Origin of the sequence: Burkholderia sp. BCC1988 (assembly GCF_905339895.1) — a bacterium.
Classification (GTDB): Bacteria; Pseudomonadota; Gammaproteobacteria; order Burkholderiales; family Burkholderiaceae; genus Burkholderia.
In genome coordinates, this window is the sequence record NZ_CAJPHA010000004.1 from 152814 (window position 1) to 169703 (window position 16890).

Consider the following 16890-nt stretch of genomic DNA (forward strand, 5'->3'; position numbering starts at 1 on the left):
GAATGCCCGCGGCAATCCTTCAGGCGGCCGATGAGGCGCGGATATCCGGATCCATGACGTCGTCTCGTTCGAACGCAAGCCGGGGCCGGCGCAAAGCCACCGAACGATCCGCGTGCAAACGGAAACGCGATGCTCACGCGCCGCGCGCGACGCGCGGTATCGGTATCCCTGCAACTTTTATTGAGGCGAAGGAAAACTGTATGACTGAAAAAGGAAAAGACCAGATCGTGCGTGCGTTCCGCGCGGTCTTCCTGGCGTTTCTCGGCGTCAACAAACGAAAGAATCTCGAAGCGGATGCGACGCAACTCAACCCGTTCGCGGTAGTCATTGCCGCGTTCGTTGCACTTGGCGCATTCATTGCGCTGCTGTTGATCGTCGTTCATCTGGCCGTGGGTTGACGGTTCGCCGCCACGAATGCGCGAGCTCGCCACGGCAACGCACCGGCCAGGTCGCGCGCATGCCCGATCGCTACGGTGTGAAGATCGGCAGGCCCGGTGCGATCGGGTCGCCCGGGTCGCCCGGCTCGATCGGCCGGTTCTCCCGTATCGTATCGACGATCCAGGTCATCGGCGCCGACCGCGCCGGTCGACGCGCGACCGAATGCCGCGCATCACCGCCCGATCGGCAGCCCCGTCGGTTCGATCCACCCGAGCCGGTATGCGATCAGCAGCGACAGGAACAGCGTGATCGACAACCCCACGCGCGCCGCCAGCGACCACGCCATCCGCTTGCTTCCGCCACGGTCGTGATTCATGAAATACAACGCGAAAACCAGGCTTCCGATAATCATCACGAAAGCCGCCGAAACCAGCGCAATCTTCATTGTTTGTGTTCCTCCAGACCCGAATCGGTCTTCAGCAGTTCGGCCAGCCTTTGCCGCTCGGCAGCGACGTCGGCGACGCCCGACGCCGGCCAGTCCAGCGCCACGCCATTACCCAGCGAATCGCGCACGAGCGTCTGGTAATGACGGTCGCTGATCCGGCCCTGCTCCATCGCTTCCGATATCTCATGCCGAAACGGTAGCGGAAAGCTCGCGTATCCGCGCGACAGCGCGGCATATTGCCGCGCGTCGATCTCTTTCGACGACGGCACGACGGCCCACACCACGACGGCCACGATGGCTGCAAACGGAATCGCCGTATAGCGGAGAACGAACTTGATCGGGGTCATGAGGCGGATATCGGAGTGGCGTGTAGTAATGGCGAAGCAACGGCCAGGCAGCGCCGCGGTGACGGCCCGCACGGGCCGCATGGAAACGGAAGCGGCCGGCACCCATCGCGCAAACGCCGGCACCGCTTGGGCAGGCCGGCGCCGGCAGCCACGTCCGACATTGTACTTAAAGCCCCATACGACCAACAGGGTATGATAATCCGGTTATCATGCTTGCCGCGCGATCGACGATCCGTTCTCAGCGCGCGAATGCCGGCGTCGCGAGTTCGCTCGCACACCACAATCGCGCATTCAGACAGAGCGGCAAAAACGGATGGATTATAATTTGATTAACATATCGACCGCGCCCGCCTCACGATGGAAACGAAAACCGCCCGCCTGACCGTCCTGATCGACCCCGCGAAGAAAGAAGCGTTCGACCTGCTCTGCGCGGAGCAGGATCTCACGCCGTCGCAAGTCGTGCGTCAGTTGATCCGCGAGTATCTCGACAAACACGGCGTCACGTACAAGACCAAGAGCACGCTCGGCAAGCGGGTGAAGTAAGCCCGGCCGAACCCGGCGCCGTCACGCGCAGATCTCCCACCGTGCATGTTCACGCGCGCGCCACACGAGCCGCGCGGGATCGATGCCCTCCCCGGCCTTCATGCGCCGGGCGGTGGACGACAGCTTGAGCGCGCCGGCCGAACCGAACCCGAGCGCGCGTTCGAGCAGGATCCGCAGCGACGGCAACGGGTTGCCGTTCTTCCACGCGAACGCGATGAAGTTGTTGTCGTCGCCGCACGGCACCAGCGCATACGAATCGTCGAACACCGCGCGCAGTTGCTCGAGATGCCGCGGCAACGCCGGATCGTCGTCCATGAAGTTGATCGCGAGCACGCCCGTTTCGCTCAGCCGCGCACGGCACGCGTCGAGAAAGGCCACGCCCGTGCAACTGCCCGGCATGCCGTCGGCAACGAACGCGTCGTGCAGGATCACGTCCGCCCGGACCTCGGGCCTTGCCACGTAGTCGGCGCCGTCCGCGCAGACCACCGCGAAGCGCGCGTCGTCTTGCGGAATCCGGAACACGTCGCGCAGCGCGATCACGTCCGGGTTGATCTCGACCGCGTCGATCGCCGTGTCGGGCAGGTGCCGATAGCAGTATTTCGCGAGCGATCCGCCGCCGAGCCCGATCATGCAGATGCGCGCCGGCACCGGCTGCAGCAGCAGGAAACCCATCATCACGCGCGTATAACCGAGTTCGAGCCTGACCGGATCCTGCAGCGACATGAAGCTCTGCGTGCCGAAGTGGTCGAAGTGCAGCGACACCGCGTGCTTCGTCTCGAGCACGAACGGCCGGCCGTCGTTCAACGGCATCGCCAGGAACTGCAGGAATGCGTCATAGGACGCTCGATCCTCGCTCATGCTCGGCAGGCCCGGTTGATCGGAGCGTCGGTCGCGCCGCGTGCGGTCATACCTTCTTCAGGTAGCAGGCCTTCAGCATGAAGCCGCCCATGTCGGTCTTGCAATCGACTTCGTGATCGCCGCCGACGAGACGGATGCTCTTCACCTTGGTGCCCATCTTCAGCGTGATCGATGAGCCCTTCACGCGCAAATCCTTGATCAGCACGACGGAATCGCCGTCCGACAGCACGTTGCCGTTCGCGTCCTTGACGACGTCGCCCGCCGGTTCGTCGCCCGCTTCGGCGCCGGCGCCGGCCGACCATTCATGGCCGCAGTCCGCGCACACGTAAAGCGTGCCGTCCGGGTAGGTGTTTTCCATCGCGCATTGCGGGCAGGCGGGGGCGGCGTTCATTGCAGCTTCCATTCGGTGGGGGTTCAGGTCAATCGAAAAAAATACCGGGCACGCAAGCACGTGGCCCGGACCGCGCGCGCACCGCTGCGATCCACGCATCGGCAGGGCAGCGCGATGCGCACACGACATTATAATGCAATACACATAATCCAGCTGTCGTATTATAATCGTCAGCTTTCGATCATTCGCCGGACTTGAAGGCGGTTTCGCTGAGGATGTCGACATGTTCGAGATGAATGCCGCACCGGCACCCGATGCACGGCGCGCGGCGCCCCGTCGGGAAGCCGCGCGCCGCGCGTTCGCGCCGTGCTGCCGGCCGGCCATTGCACGCCGTTCCGGCGATTTTCCCCGAGGCTGATCCGCACGTGGCAACCGTCGTCTACGTTGAAATCGGCCCCGCATGGAACCGCGGCCGTGCGGCCGCGTCCCGCGACGCAATCGTCGCGGCGGCACACCGCTTCGAAAGCGAGATCCTGCTGCTCGCCAACGGGCTCAGCGGCAGCGCGAAGGATGCAACGGCCATCGCGGCGCTGCAGATGCATGGCGGCACGTCCGCGCAGATGCTTGCCACCGGCCCCGACGAGGAAGCGGCGCTCCAGGCGCTGTTGCCGTTGCTGCAGGCGGGCTGACGCCGCCGCGCGCCGCGTCGCCCGATCCCACGGCCTCGTGCCGTTCACCCTGAATCACCCGTCCCCGAGGAAGCGATGAACGACAACGTCACGTCCAATTCCCCCAACCTGTCCGCATCCGCGCTCTGGGCGCTCGAGCGCCTCGCCGACGTGCGCTACGGCCGCGATGCGCCGGCGCTCGGCTGGTCGGTCGAGCAGGAACTCGTCGGCGCGGGCTTCGTCAGCCATGCCGCGCATGGCCGTTCCGGAGCATCGATCACCGCGCACGGCCGCAACTTCCTGAAAAGCCGGAAGTAGGAAACAGGAAACGGCCGGCACGGGCGCGCTGCTGCCACGCGACCGCCGTCCCGTGCCGACCCCGTCGGGCGACGGCTATCCCGGCGATGCGATTCGCATGCCCCGCTGCCGGCGGGGATTTGCGGCCGCGCCGCGGTTTCCGCGGTATCGTACGGGACCCAAGTGCGGCGCACCGTGCCGCCTTCGCCTTCCTTTCCTCATGGAACGCCCGATGACCTCCCGCGCCCTGCCGCCCGTCACGTCCCCACCGGTTCTCGACACGCCCCGCCTGATCCTCGAAGGCCATCCGCTCGGCGACTTCGACGCGCTCGCCGCGATGTGGACCGAGCCGACCGTCGTCGAGCACATCTTCAACGGCAAGCCGTCGGCGCCGCGCGACTCGTGGATGCGGCTGCTCGCGTATCGCGGGCTGTGGCCGCTGCTCGGCTACGGCTACTGGGCGATCCGCGAGAAGACAACGGGCCGCTATGTCGGCGATCTCGGCTTCGCCGACTTCCACCGCGCGGTCGAGCCGCCGATTCGCGGCGTGCCGGAAGCCGGCTGGGCGCTCGCGAGCTGGGCGCACGGCAAGGGCTATGCGACCGAGGCGCTGGCGCATGCGCTCGGCTGGCTTGATGCGCAGAACCGGTTCGAACGCAGCGTGTGCCTGATCGCACCGACCAACGTCGCGTCGATCCGCGTCGCGCAGAAGGCCGGGTATGCCGATCCGGTGCGGATCCGCTTCAACGACGCCGATTCGCTGCTGTTTTCGCGCGCGTGCCGCTAGGCACGATGCCGCTGTCGCCGCCGACGACGGAACGCGCAACGATCGCGAGCCAGCACAACCCTTGCATGCCGCGGGTCGGTGCGCCCGCCGCCGTCACGTGTCCGCCGGCTTGTCGCTGAGCGCGGACGACGCCGGATTCTCCGGCTCGCGCGCGAGGCCTTGCGCGAACACCTTCAACCCTTCGAGCAGCGGCGTCAGCGCATCCCACAGCGCTTCGTCGTGCAACAGCCGGTACGCGCCGCGTACGCCGGGCGCGACGTGCTCGTGCTCGGCCGGCTGCCACGCGCCGATGTGATGCAGCGCGTCGGCGGCCGCGAACACGGCCTTGCCGAACTGCTCCGGCGGAATCCGCGACAGCGCCGTCACGAGTGCCGCGAGATTCTGCATGCCGCTTTGCATGCCGGGCTTGTCGAACGCGCCGACGAACGTCTCGGCCATCTGCGCATTCGCGCTGACGACCTCGTTCGCGAAGCGCAGGAAGCCATGGCGGTGGAGGCTGCCGAGCAGGCTTTCGAGCGCGTGGTGCGCGTCGGGCTCCGGTGCCGGAGGCGTCGTGGCGGGATAGGGACGATCGGTCATCAGCGGTTCTCCGGATGAGGCGCGGCGTGACGGACGTTGCGGCCGCCACGCGTGCGCCGGATTCGTGTCGTGCTTCGTTCACCGCGCCCGCCGGCGCGCAGCCGATGTCGCCGTCAGTGCGTCGGGCCGCCGGGCGGCGCCTTGTATTCGCTGCGTGCGCCCATCGCATCCTCGACGGTCTGCACGCCGCGCAGCGCGGCCACGCCGTCGACGACGGCATGCCGTTCCGCTTCTTCCACCTGCCCGCTCAGGCGCACGTGCCCGTGCTCGACGGTCACGTCGACGTCGCGCGGACGCCCGACCAGATGGCCCAGCGCGGCACGCACGCGTTCGGTGACCAGTGCGTCGTCCGCGTCGCCGGCGAGCCAGTCGGCGCGCAGCCCCGCGATCGCGCCGCGCGCATGGTCGGCCGCGCGCTTCGCCTGCGTATTCGCGTAGTCGACCACGCCGTGGCGGCCCGCGGCAGCCTTGTCGCGCACGTACGCGCGCCGCCGCCCGCCCGACGCCGGATCGAGGAAATACATCGCCGCCGCGCCGCACGCGACGGCTACCGCGAGATTCAACAACGGGTTGTTCGAGCGTGTTCTGGAAGTCATGGGAGCACCGTGGTCGATACCCGGGACAGCCGGGCTTCGCCGACACGTGCAGCATGAGCCGTTCCTCGCCGCAACGCCGCCGCTGCGGCGGCGTTGCGCGCACGCCGGTGCGGCATCCGGGCCGCGTGGCTTACTCTGCGACGGGGCGATCGAAATGACAAGCGCTTGAAAATTCCGCGACCGGCGAGCACCGTCGGCCATGGACGGTGACGGGCACGGAAACCGCGGCATGCGTCGGTGACGCGCGCCGAATGGCGCGGTACACGAGCCGGCCGCGGCCTGCGAGCCGGTTCATGCGTGAGCGTCGGGCGACGTGCGTTGCCGCCGCGCGTGCGTATCCGTGTCGCGGGCGGGCATGCGACTGACCGTTAGTTGCAATTGTAGGATCACCCGCCGGGGTCCTGACCGCGGGCATGCGGCGTCCGCCGTCGGTCATGCCCACGCCCCCTGCGCGGATGCGGCCCGGCGCGACACGACCGACCGCGCCCGCTCAACCGCGTGATGGCCGGCGCTCACGGTGTCGCGCCGTGCATCTTCTGCCAGCGCTCCATCAACGCGATCTCGTCGCGCTGCGCGGCGACGATGCGGCTCGCGAGCTGCCGCAGCGTCGGGTCCTTGCCGTACTTCAGCTCGACCCGTGCCATGTCGATCGCACCCTGGTGATGCGGCGCCATCTGCGACACGAAATCGCGATCGGCGTCGCCGGAATAACGCGCGCCCTCCATCGCATCCATCATCCTGCGGTCGGCGCGCTTGTACGCCTGGGTCGAGGTGTCGGGAACGGTCACGGTGTCGGGCGGGCGCAATTGGCCCCCCGCCGGCGATACGGCTGCCGCGGCGGCGACCAGCAGTGCGCAGGCGGCGCAGTGCCGGGCCGCGCGCACCGGGCGGCGGGTGAATGCATCCATGTCACGGCTCCTCGGGAATTGAACGGTCGGTTGCCTGCTCTTCGCGTGCAACGCCTGCCTGCAACGCCCGTACCCGACGCAGCCGGCACGCCCGCACGGCACGCGCATTGCGCGACGCACCGGCAACGCCGCGCACGGCGATCGCCCGCGCGCGGCGCATCGGCTCATCCCGAACCAAGGAGAAACGGCATGGCGACAGTGGCGGATTTCATCGTCGAGCGGCTGTATGACTGGGGCGTGCGCCGCATCTACGGCTACCCGGGCGACGGCATCAACGGCTTCTTCGGCGCGCTCAGCCGGGCCGAGGACAAGATCGCGTTCGTGCAGGCGCGCCACGAGGAGATGGCCGCCTTCATGGCGTCCGCGCATGCAAAATTTACAGGCGAGCTCGGCGTGTGCGTCGCGACCTCGGGCCCCGGCGCCACGCACCTCGTGACCGGCCTGTACGACGCGCGGCTCGACCACATGCCGGTGCTCGCGATCGTCGGCCAGCAGGCGCGCGCGGCGCTCGGCGGCCACTACCAGCAGGAAGTCGACCTGCCGGCGCTGTTCAAGGACGTTGCGGGCGCATTCGTCCAGCTTGCCGTCGTGCCGGGCCAGGTGCGCCACCTGGTCGACCGCGCGGTGCGCATCGCGCTCGGTGCGCGCACGGTCACCGCACTGGTGCTGCCGAACGACCTCCAGACGCTCGACTACGCGCCGCCGAAGCGCGCGCACGGCACCGTGCATTCGGGGATCGGCTACACGCCGCCGAAGGTGGTGCCATATCCCGACGACCTGCAGCGCGCGGCCGACGTGCTCAATGCCGGCAAGCGGGTCGCGATGCTGGTCGGCGCGGGCGCGCTGCGTGCGACCGACGAGGCGATCGCGGTGGCCGACCGCCTCGGCGCGGGCGCGGCGAAGGCGCTGCTCGGCAAGGCGGCGCTGCCCGACGACCTGCCGTGGGTGACCGGCGCGATCGGGCTGCTCGGCACCCGGCCGAGCTACGAGCTGATGAGCGAATGCGACACGCTGCTCGTCGTGGGCTCCGGTTTCCCTTATTCGGAATTCCTGCCGAAGGAAGGCGAGGCACGCGGCGTGCAGATCGACCTGAAGGCCGACATGCTGAGCCTGCGCTACCCGATGGAGGTCAACCTCGTCGGCGACAGCGCCGAGACGTTGCGCGCGCTGCTGCCCCTGCTGAAGGAACGGGACGACACCGGCTGGCGCGACCGGATCGCGAAATGGAATGCGGACTGGCGCGACACGCTCGCGGCACGCGCGGCCGCGCAGGCGAGCCCCGGTCGCGGCGTGAATCCGCAACGCGCGTTCACTGAACTGTCGCCACGGCTGCCCGGCGACGTGATCCTGACGAGCGATTCGGGCTCCTGCGCAAACTGGTATGCGCGCGACCTGATGATGCGGCGCGGGATGATGGGCTCGCTGTCCGGCGGCCTCGCGTCGATGGGCGCCGCCGTGCCGTATGCGATCGCCGCCAAGTTCGCGCACCCGGCGCGCCCCGTGATCGCGATGGTCGGCGACGGCGCGATGCAGATGAACAACATGGCCGAGCTGATCACCGTCGCGAAGTACTGGCGGCAATGGCCCGATCCGCGCTGGATCTGCATGGTGCTGAACAACGAGGACCTGAACCAGGTCACTTGGGAGCAGCGCGTGATGGAAGGCGACCCGAAGTTCGACGCATCGCAGCAGATTCCGGATGTGCCGTACTATCGCTTCGCGACGCTGCTCGGGTTGAAGGGCATCTACGTCGACGACCCGGAGCAGCTCGGCGCCGCGTGGGACGAGGCGCTCGCGTCCGACCGTCCGGTCGTGCTCGAGGTCAAGAGCGACCCGGAAGTACCGCCGCTGCCGCCACACGTGACGCTGCAGCAGGCGAAGCACTTCGCGCAAACGCTGGTGAAGGGCGACGCGCGCGAGGCGAACGTGATCGTCGAGACCGCTCGGCAGGTTCTGTCGGCCGTGCTGCCGGGCAACGGCGAACACGGTGGCAAGGGCGGGACAAGCCGGTCGTAGCGCATCACGGGCGGGACGGCGCGGTGCGCGTGTCGTGCCGCCCCGTCGCGTGCGGCGCGGTGCAGCGCAATGCGTCAGCCGATGTCGACGTCGTCGCCGCCGTCCTGCAGCGCGAGCGCCGCGTTGACCAGGCCGACCTGCGCGAGCGCGAACGGGAAATTCCCGCACATGCGCCGCGCCTTCACGTCGTACTCCTCGGCCAGCAGACCGACGTCGTTGCGCAGGCGCAGCAGCCGCTCGAACAGCGCGTGCGCGTCGGCGTCGCGTCCCTGCATCCGGTACACCTGCACCAGCCAGAAGCCGGCCGCGACGAACGCCCCCTCGTTGCCCTCGCAACCATCGTCGAAGCGCGGCGGGCGATAACGGAACGGCAGGCCGTCCTCGACCAGCTCGCGCTCGATCGCGGCGACCGTCGCCGCGACGCGCGGGTCGGACGCGTCGAGCATCCCCGTCAGCGGAATCAGCAGCAGGCTCACGTCGAGCCCGTCACCGTCGTAGCGGTCGACGAAGCGGCCGAGTTTCGCGTGGTAGCCGTGCGCGAGGACGTCCGCATGCACGGTATCGGCCCAGCGTCGCCACGCGTCGAGCGGCGCGTGATGATCGAACGCGTGTGCGGAGCGGCACGCGCTTTCGACGGCCGCCCATACCATCACCTTCGACGACGTGAACGGGTGCCGGCCGCTGCGCACTTCCCAGATCCCCTCGTCCGGCTCGCGCCAGATCGTCGCGAGATGCTCGAGCAGCCGCCGCTCGAGCATCCATGCGTCGTCGTCGGGCGGCAGCCCGTGCCGGCGCGCCTGGTACAGCGCGGCCAGCACTTCGCCGTACACGTCGAGCTGCAGTTGTTCGGCCGCCGCGTTGCCGAAGCGCACCGGCCGCGCGCCTTCGTAACCGGCCAGGTGCGCGGCTTCCCATTCGTCCGCCCGCCGGCCGCCGTCGGCCGCGTACAGCACCTGCAATTGCGCCGGATGATCGGCGATCGCGCGCACCAGCCAGTCGCGCCAGCGCGCCGCCTCGTCGCGGTAGCCGCAGCGCACCAGCGCGCGCAGCGTGAAGCTCGCGTCGCGCAGCCAGCAGTACCGGTAGTCCCAGTTGCGCATGCCGCCGAAGGATTCGGGCAGCGAGCTCGTCGGCGCCGCGACGATGCCGCCGGTGCGCACGCTCGACAGCAGCTTCACCGTGATCAGCGCGCGCTCGATCGCGTCGCGATACGGGCCTTGCGCCGTATTGCACGTCGACCAGGCGCGCCACGACGCGAGCGTGTCGCGCAGCGACGCGTACGCATCCGGCAAGGGCGGCGGCCGGTCATATGAACGCGCGTAGCTGATGCAGAAATCCGCGCGCTCGCCCGCGGCGATCCGCTGCGTGCCGACGAGCCGGTCGTCCCGCACGTCGAGGTGCGCGTCGGTATCGAGCCACATCGCGTCGCCGCCCGTCATCATTCGCCAGCGCCGGCCGAGCCGGCGGCACCACGGCAGCGCGTGGCCGTAGTCGAAGCGCACGCCGAGATCGACGTCGAGTTCGACCGCGCCGCGCTCGCCGCGCACGCTGCGGATCAGGCACGGGTCGGGCGCCGCCCAGTTCATCCAGTCGATCACGACGGCGCAGCCGGACGACGTCTCGAACGTCGTTTCGAGCACCGCGCTGCCGGGCAGGTAGCGGCGCGTCGCGCGGGCCCCCGGATCACGCGGCCCGATGCGGAAGCGGCCGTTGTCCGGCGTGCCGACGAGTGCGGCAAAGCATGGCGGCGAATCGAAGTCCGGCCAGCACAGCCAGTCGATGCTGCCGTCGAGCGCGACGAGTGCGGCACTGCGTCCGTCGCCGATCAGCGCGTAGTCCTCGATTAGCATCGCGCTCACCGGTTCAGCTTGCGCGCGGCGGCGTCGCCGACGTCGACGGCGAGCGGCGGCGCCTCGACGCCATGCGCGCACACTTCGCATGCGGTGTCGTGCAGCGTGCGCGGATCGCGGGCAGGCAGCGCGACCTTAGCACCGCGTCGCGCGAACGCATGAGTGGCGGCCCGGCCGCCCCCGGCACTCGCACTCGTGATCGCGACGGTCCTCACGGTCGATTCCTCCTGTTTGTTCGCGGTGGCCGGCACGCCGCCGAGACATTCCCGGGATTGCCGGCCGTAACACGATCGGCGTAGCAAACTGCGTGCCGGATATCGCACGGGCCGCGGCACCCTGCCCCCGAACGATGAACCGTCGCCCGATTTACAAGCCGGCTGTAACGCGCTGCACGTTGCGTGCACAACGCCGGGCGCCTCGCCTACGCGCCGTCCGCGCACGGAACTTGCTCCGCCGCGAACGGTTTGTCGTCACGCCGCCGGATCCGGCAAGGAGTCGCCGTTGCTCGTCCCGCCGTTCATGAGTGCGTGCCGTATTGCCGATACCGCCGATATCGCCGGTATTGCCGGCATCGCCGCGGCCGCGTGCATCGTCGCGCCGCGGGCAGCGCGTGCGGCCGACGCTTCTGCGTCACCCGCCGGCCCGCTGCCGCTCGCGTACGTCGCGCATGCTGCCGGCCCCGCTGCAGATCCGGTGCTCGTGCTCGGCTGGGCCTTGCTCGCGCTGTGCACGTTCGTCTGCGCGACGATCGCGGTGCTGCTGCTGATCGCGATGTTTCGCCGCCGCGCTCAGGCGGGCGGCGGTCACGGCAGCGGGCTCGCGATCGTGACGGTCGGCTCCGCGATCTCGATCGCGCTGCTGTTCGGCGCGCTGGTCTACATGCTGCGCGTGCTCGGCGCGATCGCAGTGCCGCCGCGTCCGCCCACGCTCACGATCGTCGTCACCGCGCACGACTGGTGGTGGGCCGTGCGCTATCCGGACGACGCGGGTGGCACCGCGTTCGTCACCGCGAACGAGATCCACATCCCGGTCGGCGAACCCGTCGCGGTCGAACTGAAGAGTGCGGACGTGATCCATGCGTTCTGGGTCCCGCAACTGGCCGGCAAGACGCAGACGATCCCGGGCCAGACGAATCACCAGTGGCTTCAGGCCGACCGGCCGGGCGTCTATCGCGGACAGTGCTCGCAATACTGCGGCGCGCAGCACGCGCACATGGCGTTCGAGGTCGTGGCCGAACCGCCCGATGCGTTTCGCGCGTGGCTCGCCGCGCAGCGGCAGCCGGCGCCTGCCCCGGCGGCCGGCGCCGAGCAGCGCGGCCAGCGCCTGTTCGCCGCGCGCTGCGCGGGCTGCCATGCGGTACGCGGCACCGACGCGCAGGGCGACGCGGGCCCCGACCTGTCGCATCTCGGCGCGCGCCGGCTGCTCGCGGCCGGCACGCTCGACAACACGCCCGACAACCTGCGGCGCTGGCTCGCGCAGGCGCAGCAGATCAAGCCGCAGACGCTGATGCCGTCGTTCGCGCTCGCGCCGCGCGACGCCGACGATCTCGCCGCATATCTCGCGACGCTGCACTGAACGGAGGATGACGATGGCCGTTGCCCGCGACCCGCCCGCCCCGCTCAGCCGCGTGCCGGACCTCGGCGAAGCGCCGCCCGGCTCCGCGCACGAGCGCGAACTGGCCGGCCTGTGGGAATCGGAACCCGGCTGGCGCGGCTGGCTCGGCACGGTCGACCACAAGCGCATCGGGCTGCGCTACATCGTCACCGCGTTCGCGTTCCTGCTGCTCGGCGGCGTCGAGGCGCTCGTGATGCGCATCCAGCTCGCGCGGCCGGATGCGACGGTGCTCACGCCCGCGCAATACGACGCGCTGTTCACGATGCACGGCGTCACGATGATCTTCCTGTACGCGCTGCCGGTGCTGTCCGGCTTCGCGAACTATCTGTGGCCGCTGATGCTCGGCTCGCGCGACATGGCGTTCCCGCGCCTGAACGCTTTCTCGTACTGGGCGTTCCTGTTCGCCGGGCTGTTCCTGTATGCGAGCTTCCCGCTCGGCGCGGTGCCGGACGGCGGCTGGTTCAATTACGTGCCGCTCACGTCGCTCGACTACAGCGCCGGCGCGAACATCGACATCTATGCGCTCGGCATGATCCTGCTCGGCGTCTCGACGACCGGCGGCGCCGCGAACTTCGTCGTCACGCTGCTGCGGATGCGCGCGCACGGGATGTCGATCGACCGGCTGCCGATCATCGTGTGGGGCACGCTCACCGCATCGGTCGCGAACCTCGTCGCGGTGCCGTCCGTGAGCCTCGCGTTCCTGCTGCTGTGGCTCGACCGCAATGCCGGCACGCACTTCTTCGATGTCGCGAACGGCGGGCGGCCGCTGTTGTGGCAGCACCTGTTCTGGATGTTCGCGCACCCGTGGGTGTACGTGGTCGTGCTGCCCGCGATGGGGATCGTGTCGGACGCGCTGCCGACCTTCTGCCGCCGGCCGCTCGTCGCGTACGAGGCCGTCGCGGTATCGACGGTGGCGACGATGCTGATCGGCTTCGAGGTGTGGGTCCACCACATGTTCGCGACCGGCATCGCGCCGCTCGCGCTCGCGTTCTTCGGCGCGGCGAGCATGCTGATCTCGATCCCGAGCGCGGTCGCGGTGTTCGCATGGCTCGCGACGATCTGGACCGGCCGCCCGGTGTTCCGCACGCCGTTCCTGTATTTCGCGGGCTTCGTGCTGATGTTCGTGATCGGCGGCGTGTCCGGCGTGATGACGGCCGCGGTGCCGCTCGACTGGCAGCTGACCGACACGTATTTCGTCGTCGCGCACCTGCATTACGTGCTGCTCGGCATCAACGTGTTCCCGGTGCTCGGCGGGCTCACGTACTGGTTCCCGAAATTCACCGGGCGGATGATGAACGAGCGCTTCGGACGCCTGACGTTCTGGGTCGTGCTGGTCGGCTTCAACCTCGGCTTCTTCCCGATGCACGTCTCCGGGCTGCTCGGGATGCCGCGCCGCATCTATACCTATCCGTCCGGAATGGGCTGGGACACGTCGAACCTGCTGACGACGATCGGCTCGTTCGTGTTCGGCATCGGGATCGTGATGTTCGTCGTCAACGCGCTGGTCAGCGCGCGGCGCGGCGCGCGCGCCGGCGGCAATCCGTGGGGCGCGGCCGGGCTCGAATGGTCGGTCGCGTCGCCCGCGCCCGTGTACAACTTCGCGGTGCTGCCGCTCGTGGCGTCGCGGCACCCGCTGTGGGAAACGCACGACGACGCGAAGCGCACCAGCGTGCAGGTCGGCTACCGGCTCGCGGACGGGCGCGAGGCGCTCGCCGTCACGCCGCTCGCGGCGACGCCGAGCGCGATCCTGAAGATGCCCGAAGACAGCAGCGTGCCGCTCGTGCTCGCGCTGCTCGCGACCGCGGTGTGCGCCGCGCTGCTGGCGCGCTCGCCGACGCTCGTGTGCGCGGCCGTCGCCGGCTGCGCGATCGGGACCGCCGTGTGGCTGTGGCCGCGCCGCACGCTCGGGCAGCGCGCGCGCCTGCCGGCCCGCGATACCACGCAGGCACCGTCGGTGGCCGCCGGGCTGGATCCGGAACGGCCGCCGTCGGCCGCGGTGCCGCCCGGCGCGCCGGCCGCGTGCGTCGAGCCGTTGCCGGTCGGCAGTTACGGCGAACGCGCGGGCGGCTGGTGGGGCGTCATCACGCTGATCGTGACCGAGGCCGGACTGTTCGGCTACCTGCTGTTCTGCTATTTCTACCTGCAGTCGCAAGCGGCCGCGCCGTGGCCGCCCGAAGGGATGCCGAAGCTCGGGCTCGCGGCCGGGAATACGGTCGTGCTGCTGTCGAGCAGCGGGTTCGTGTGGCTCGCCGAGCGCGCAGTGCGGGCCGGCAGGCAGACCCGCGCGGTGGCCGCGCTCGCCGTCGCGCTGGCGCTCGGCGTCGCGTTCGCGCTCGTGCAACTGCACGAGTGGCGCGACCATCCGTACGGCCCGACCGCGCATCTGTACGGCAGCCTGTACTTCACGATCACCGGCTTCCACCTCGCACACGTGGTGGCCGGCCTCGTGATCCTCGCGCTGCTCGCCGGGTGGACCGCCGCCGGCTTCTTCGGCCGCGAGCGACGCGTCGCGCTGACGGTCGGCGGGCTCTACTGGCACTTCGTCGACATCGTGTGGCTGTTCATCTTCACCGCGCTGTACGTGTCGCCGTACTGGCTCAGGAGCCCGGGATGAACGGCGCGCGACGCTCGTGGACGCCCTTGCTCGCGATCGCGGCCGGCCTGGTCGGCGCGCCCGCGCTGTGGTTCGCGCAGATGCTCGCGTCCGAAACGCTCGCGTCGACCGCGTGCTATCCGCTCGGCGTCGCGCAGGCGGTGCCGCGCTGGGCGCACGTCGGCGTGTGGCTCGCGCTGATCGCCGCGTGCGCGTTCGCGCTGGCGGCCGTCTTCGCCACGTGGCTCGTGCGCACCTGGCAACGCCGGCATGACGCCGATGTGCAGGCCGCGACGCGCGACGACAGCACGCGATTCCTCGCGCGCTGCGGGATGCTCGCCGCGCTCGGGTTCGTGATCGGTCTCGTGTTCACGGGGATCGTCACCGCTTTCCTGGGGCCGTGCAGTCCATGGCGCTGATCTCGTTCGTTGCGCTCGCTTCGATCGTTTCGCGCCCGGCGCGTCTCGTTCCGGGGCGCCGCGCCGGCGTTGCGCTCGCCGCGTGCGCCGTGCTCGCCGCATGCGACATGCAGCGGGACGACCACGCGATGTCCGCCGGCGATACGGCCGACGCCGCGTCGGCGGCTGAAGCAGCCGAGCCCGCATCGGGCTGGCGGTTCGTGAAGATTCTCGCGGCAGCCGATGCCGGGGCGTCGATGTCGGCGCGGGTGGAAAGCGATCGGCGGCTGTCGCGGTCGCGCGATGCGACGGCGTCGGATTCGGCAGCCTCGGGGGCATCCGCCACGCCGCGCGATGCGGCATCCGCGGCGTCCGCGGCCGCCGCCCGTCGCCCGGTCGTAGCCGCCGCCGCCGCGAGCGCCGATGCCGCCACCATCGCGCGCGGCCGCTATCTCGCGTTCGCCGGCGACTGCGCGGCCTGCCACGACGCGGCCGACCACACGCCGTACGCGGGCGGCCAGCCGGTGAATTCCCCGTTCGGACCGATCTATGCGCCGAACATCACGCCGGACACGGCGCACGGCATCGGCGACTACACGCTGCGGCAGTTCGACGACGCGTTGCGGCGCGGCGTGCGCGCGGACGGCAGCCGGCTCTATCCGGCGATGCCGTACCCGTCGTTCGCGCGCATGACCGACGACGACGTGCGCGCGCTGTACGCGTATTTCATGCGCGGCGTGGCGCCGTCCGCGAACGCTGCGAAGCTCACGCAACTGCCGTTTCCGTTCAACCAGCGCTGGGCGCTCGCGCTGTGGAGCCTCGCGTTCGCGAACCACGACCGTTTCGCGCCGCAGCCGTCGCAATCGTCGGAATGGAATCGCGGCGCGTATCTCGTGCAGGGGCTCGGGCACTGCGGCGCATGCCATACGCCGCGCGGCCCGGCCTACAACGAGCGCGGCTACGACGAACGCAGTCCCGCGTACCTGACGGGCGGCATCAACGATCACTGGTTCGCGCCGAACCTGACCGGCGCGAATGCGGACGGCCTCGGGCGCTGGACCACCGACGACCTCGCCGCGTTCCTGCGCAGCGGCCACGCGGTGCGCGGTGCCGTGTTCGGCGCGATGGCACCGGTCGTCGCCGAGAGCACCGCGCGGCTGACGGATGCGGACCGCCACGCGATCGCCGTGTACCTGAAGTCGTTGCCCGCGCAACCGACCGCCGCGACGAATCCGCTCGGCGTCGGCGTCCCGCGGCTGACGGCCGCCGGGCCGCGGCCGGAAGGCGGCCAGCAGGCGCCGGGAGCCGGCGTATATGCAGGATTCTGTGCGCGTTGCCACGGCGCCGACGGCGCGGGCGTGCCCGGGCGCGGGCCGCCGCTCGCCGGCAATTCCGCCGTGCTCGCGGCCGATCCGACCAGCGCGATCCGGATCGTCGTGGAAGGCGCACGGCCGGCGCCCGGCACGCACGGGCCCGTGCAGCGGATGCCGGCGATGCGCGGTGTGCTGACCAGCAGCGAGATCGCCGCAGTGGTCAGCTATGTGCGCGGCGCGTGGGGCAATCGCGCCGCACCGGTGTCGGAGCAGGATGTGAGACGGTTGCGGGCGGCGATCCACCGCTGAACCCCGGTCGCGATCGACATGTATGACTAATCGAACCGTACGAACCGGACCGGCCGGTTC

General features: G+C 69.9%; 19 protein-coding genes. 10 read left to right on the forward strand and 9 right to left on the reverse strand.

The genetic code is table 11. The annotated features are described in order from the left end of the window. Nucleotides 1-2: 2 nt before the first annotated feature. Entirely contained in the window at nucleotides 3-398 is a 396-nt protein-coding gene (locus U4012_RS35900; RefSeq protein WP_415750362.1) for a DUF2970 domain-containing protein, read from the forward strand. A gap of 212 nt (nucleotides 399-610) precedes the next feature. On the opposite strand, the gene U4012_RS07375 is transcribed toward U4012_RS35900, so the two are convergent. Both U4012_RS07375 and U4012_RS07380 read right to left on the reverse strand, forming a co-directional pair. Continuing rightward, nucleotides 611-823: a DUF2909 domain-containing protein gene (locus tag U4012_RS07375; protein ID WP_044843449.1), complete on the reverse strand. Its 213-nt coding sequence runs from the start codon at nucleotides 821-823 to the stop codon at nucleotides 611-613. After that, nucleotides 820-1170, reverse strand: coding sequence for a hypothetical protein (locus U4012_RS07380; protein WP_044843448.1), 351 nt, complete (start codon nucleotides 1168-1170; stop codon nucleotides 820-822). The genes U4012_RS07375 and U4012_RS07380 overlap by 4 nt, the downstream gene beginning before the upstream one ends. A gap of 357 nt (nucleotides 1171-1527) precedes the next feature. Between U4012_RS07380 and U4012_RS07385 the strand changes: the two genes are divergently transcribed. Then, a complete protein-coding gene (locus U4012_RS07385; protein WP_044843447.1) occupies nucleotides 1528-1713 on the forward strand; it encodes a ribbon-helix-helix protein, CopG family in 186 nt (61 codons plus the stop codon). Nucleotides 1714-1734: 21 nt separating this feature from the next. Here the strand turns inward: U4012_RS07385 and U4012_RS07390 are convergent, their stop codons facing one another. Together U4012_RS07390 and U4012_RS07395 are read right to left on the reverse strand one after the other, a co-directional pair. Next, nucleotides 1735-2571 carry a spermidine synthase gene (locus tag U4012_RS07390; RefSeq protein ID WP_124528647.1) on the reverse strand — a complete coding sequence of 279 codons (837 nt, stop codon included), beginning with the start codon at nucleotides 2569-2571 and terminating at the stop codon, nucleotides 1735-1737. A 46-nt stretch (nucleotides 2572-2617) separates the two neighbouring features. Continuing rightward, nucleotides 2618-2962 (reverse strand): zinc ribbon domain-containing protein YjdM, encoded by a 345-nt coding sequence (locus tag U4012_RS07395; RefSeq protein ID WP_044843445.1) that lies wholly within the window; start codon nucleotides 2960-2962, stop codon nucleotides 2618-2620. A 365-nt stretch (nucleotides 2963-3327) separates the two neighbouring features. Here U4012_RS07395 and U4012_RS07400 point away from each other — a divergent pair, with 365 nt between their 5' ends. The 3 genes from U4012_RS07400 to U4012_RS07410 all read left to right on the forward strand — a co-directional run bounded on the left by U4012_RS07400 (nucleotide 3328) and on the right by U4012_RS07410 (nucleotide 4654). Continuing rightward, nucleotides 3328-3591, forward strand: a complete 264-nt coding sequence (locus U4012_RS07400) for an HPr family phosphocarrier protein (RefSeq protein ID WP_321797330.1) — start codon at nucleotides 3328-3330, stop codon at nucleotides 3589-3591. A gap of 75 nt (nucleotides 3592-3666) precedes the next feature. Further along, nucleotides 3667-3888 carry a hypothetical protein gene (locus U4012_RS07405; protein ID WP_124485839.1) on the forward strand — a complete coding sequence of 74 codons (222 nt, stop codon included), beginning with the start codon at nucleotides 3667-3669 and terminating at the stop codon, nucleotides 3886-3888. A 211-nt stretch (nucleotides 3889-4099) separates the two neighbouring features. Then, nucleotides 4100-4654, forward strand: a complete 555-nt coding sequence (locus tag U4012_RS07410) for a GNAT family N-acetyltransferase (protein WP_235879327.1) — start codon at nucleotides 4100-4102, stop codon at nucleotides 4652-4654. 93 nt (nucleotides 4655-4747) lie between these two features. Here U4012_RS07410 and U4012_RS07415 read toward each other — a convergent pair whose 3' ends face one another. The 3 genes from U4012_RS07415 to U4012_RS07425 form a co-directional block, all read right to left on the reverse strand. Beyond that, on the reverse strand, nucleotides 4748-5233 hold the full coding sequence (locus U4012_RS07415; RefSeq protein WP_124485837.1) for a DUF1641 domain-containing protein: 486 nt from the start codon (nucleotides 5231-5233) through the stop codon (nucleotides 4748-4750). A 113-nt stretch (nucleotides 5234-5346) separates the two neighbouring features. Then, a complete protein-coding gene (locus U4012_RS07420) occupies nucleotides 5347-5829 on the reverse strand; it encodes a BON domain-containing protein (RefSeq protein WP_321797335.1) in 483 nt (160 codons plus the stop codon). 512 nt (nucleotides 5830-6341) lie between these two features. Continuing rightward, nucleotides 6342-6737: a DUF305 domain-containing protein gene (locus U4012_RS07425; RefSeq protein ID WP_044843440.1), complete on the reverse strand. Its 396-nt coding sequence runs from the start codon at nucleotides 6735-6737 to the stop codon at nucleotides 6342-6344. 189 nt (nucleotides 6738-6926) lie between these two features. Between U4012_RS07425 and U4012_RS07430 the strand changes: the two genes are divergently transcribed. Continuing rightward, nucleotides 6927-8753 carry a thiamine pyrophosphate-requiring protein gene (locus tag U4012_RS07430; RefSeq protein ID WP_321797338.1) on the forward strand — a complete coding sequence of 609 codons (1827 nt, stop codon included), beginning with the start codon at nucleotides 6927-6929 and terminating at the stop codon, nucleotides 8751-8753. A 74-nt stretch (nucleotides 8754-8827) separates the two neighbouring features. Here U4012_RS07430 and U4012_RS07435 read toward each other — a convergent pair whose 3' ends face one another. Further along, complete coding sequence (locus U4012_RS07435) at nucleotides 8828-10603, reverse strand: glycoside hydrolase family 15 protein (RefSeq protein WP_321797340.1); 1776 nt, start codon at nucleotides 10601-10603, stop codon at nucleotides 8828-8830. A 5-nt stretch (nucleotides 10604-10608) separates the two neighbouring features. Further along, nucleotides 10609-10818 (reverse strand): SDR family NAD(P)-dependent oxidoreductase, encoded by a 210-nt coding sequence (locus U4012_RS07440; RefSeq protein ID WP_321797342.1) that lies wholly within the window; start codon nucleotides 10816-10818, stop codon nucleotides 10609-10611. Nucleotides 10819-11122: 304 nt separating this feature from the next. Here U4012_RS07440 and coxB point away from each other — a divergent pair, with 304 nt between their 5' ends. Genes coxB through U4012_RS07460 form a run of 4 tightly spaced genes read left to right on the forward strand, consistent with a single transcriptional unit; the run spans nucleotide 11123 to nucleotide 16830 of the window. Then, nucleotides 11123-12178: a cytochrome c oxidase subunit II gene (gene coxB, locus U4012_RS07445; protein WP_321797638.1), complete on the forward strand. Its 1056-nt coding sequence runs from the start codon at nucleotides 11123-11125 to the stop codon at nucleotides 12176-12178. A 13-nt stretch (nucleotides 12179-12191) separates the two neighbouring features. After that, on the forward strand, nucleotides 12192-14831 hold the full coding sequence (gene ctaD / locus U4012_RS07450) for a cytochrome c oxidase subunit I (RefSeq protein WP_321797344.1): 2640 nt from the start codon (nucleotides 12192-12194) through the stop codon (nucleotides 14829-14831). Further along, nucleotides 14828-15229: a cytochrome C oxidase subunit I gene (locus U4012_RS07455; RefSeq protein WP_321797346.1), complete on the forward strand. Its 402-nt coding sequence runs from the start codon at nucleotides 14828-14830 to the stop codon at nucleotides 15227-15229. The genes ctaD and U4012_RS07455 overlap by 4 nt, the downstream gene beginning before the upstream one ends. After that, nucleotides 15220-16830 (forward strand): cytochrome c, encoded by a 1611-nt coding sequence (locus U4012_RS07460; protein WP_321797348.1) that lies wholly within the window; start codon nucleotides 15220-15222, stop codon nucleotides 16828-16830. The genes U4012_RS07455 and U4012_RS07460 overlap by 10 nt, the downstream gene beginning before the upstream one ends. Nucleotides 16831-16890: the final 60 nt, after the last annotated feature.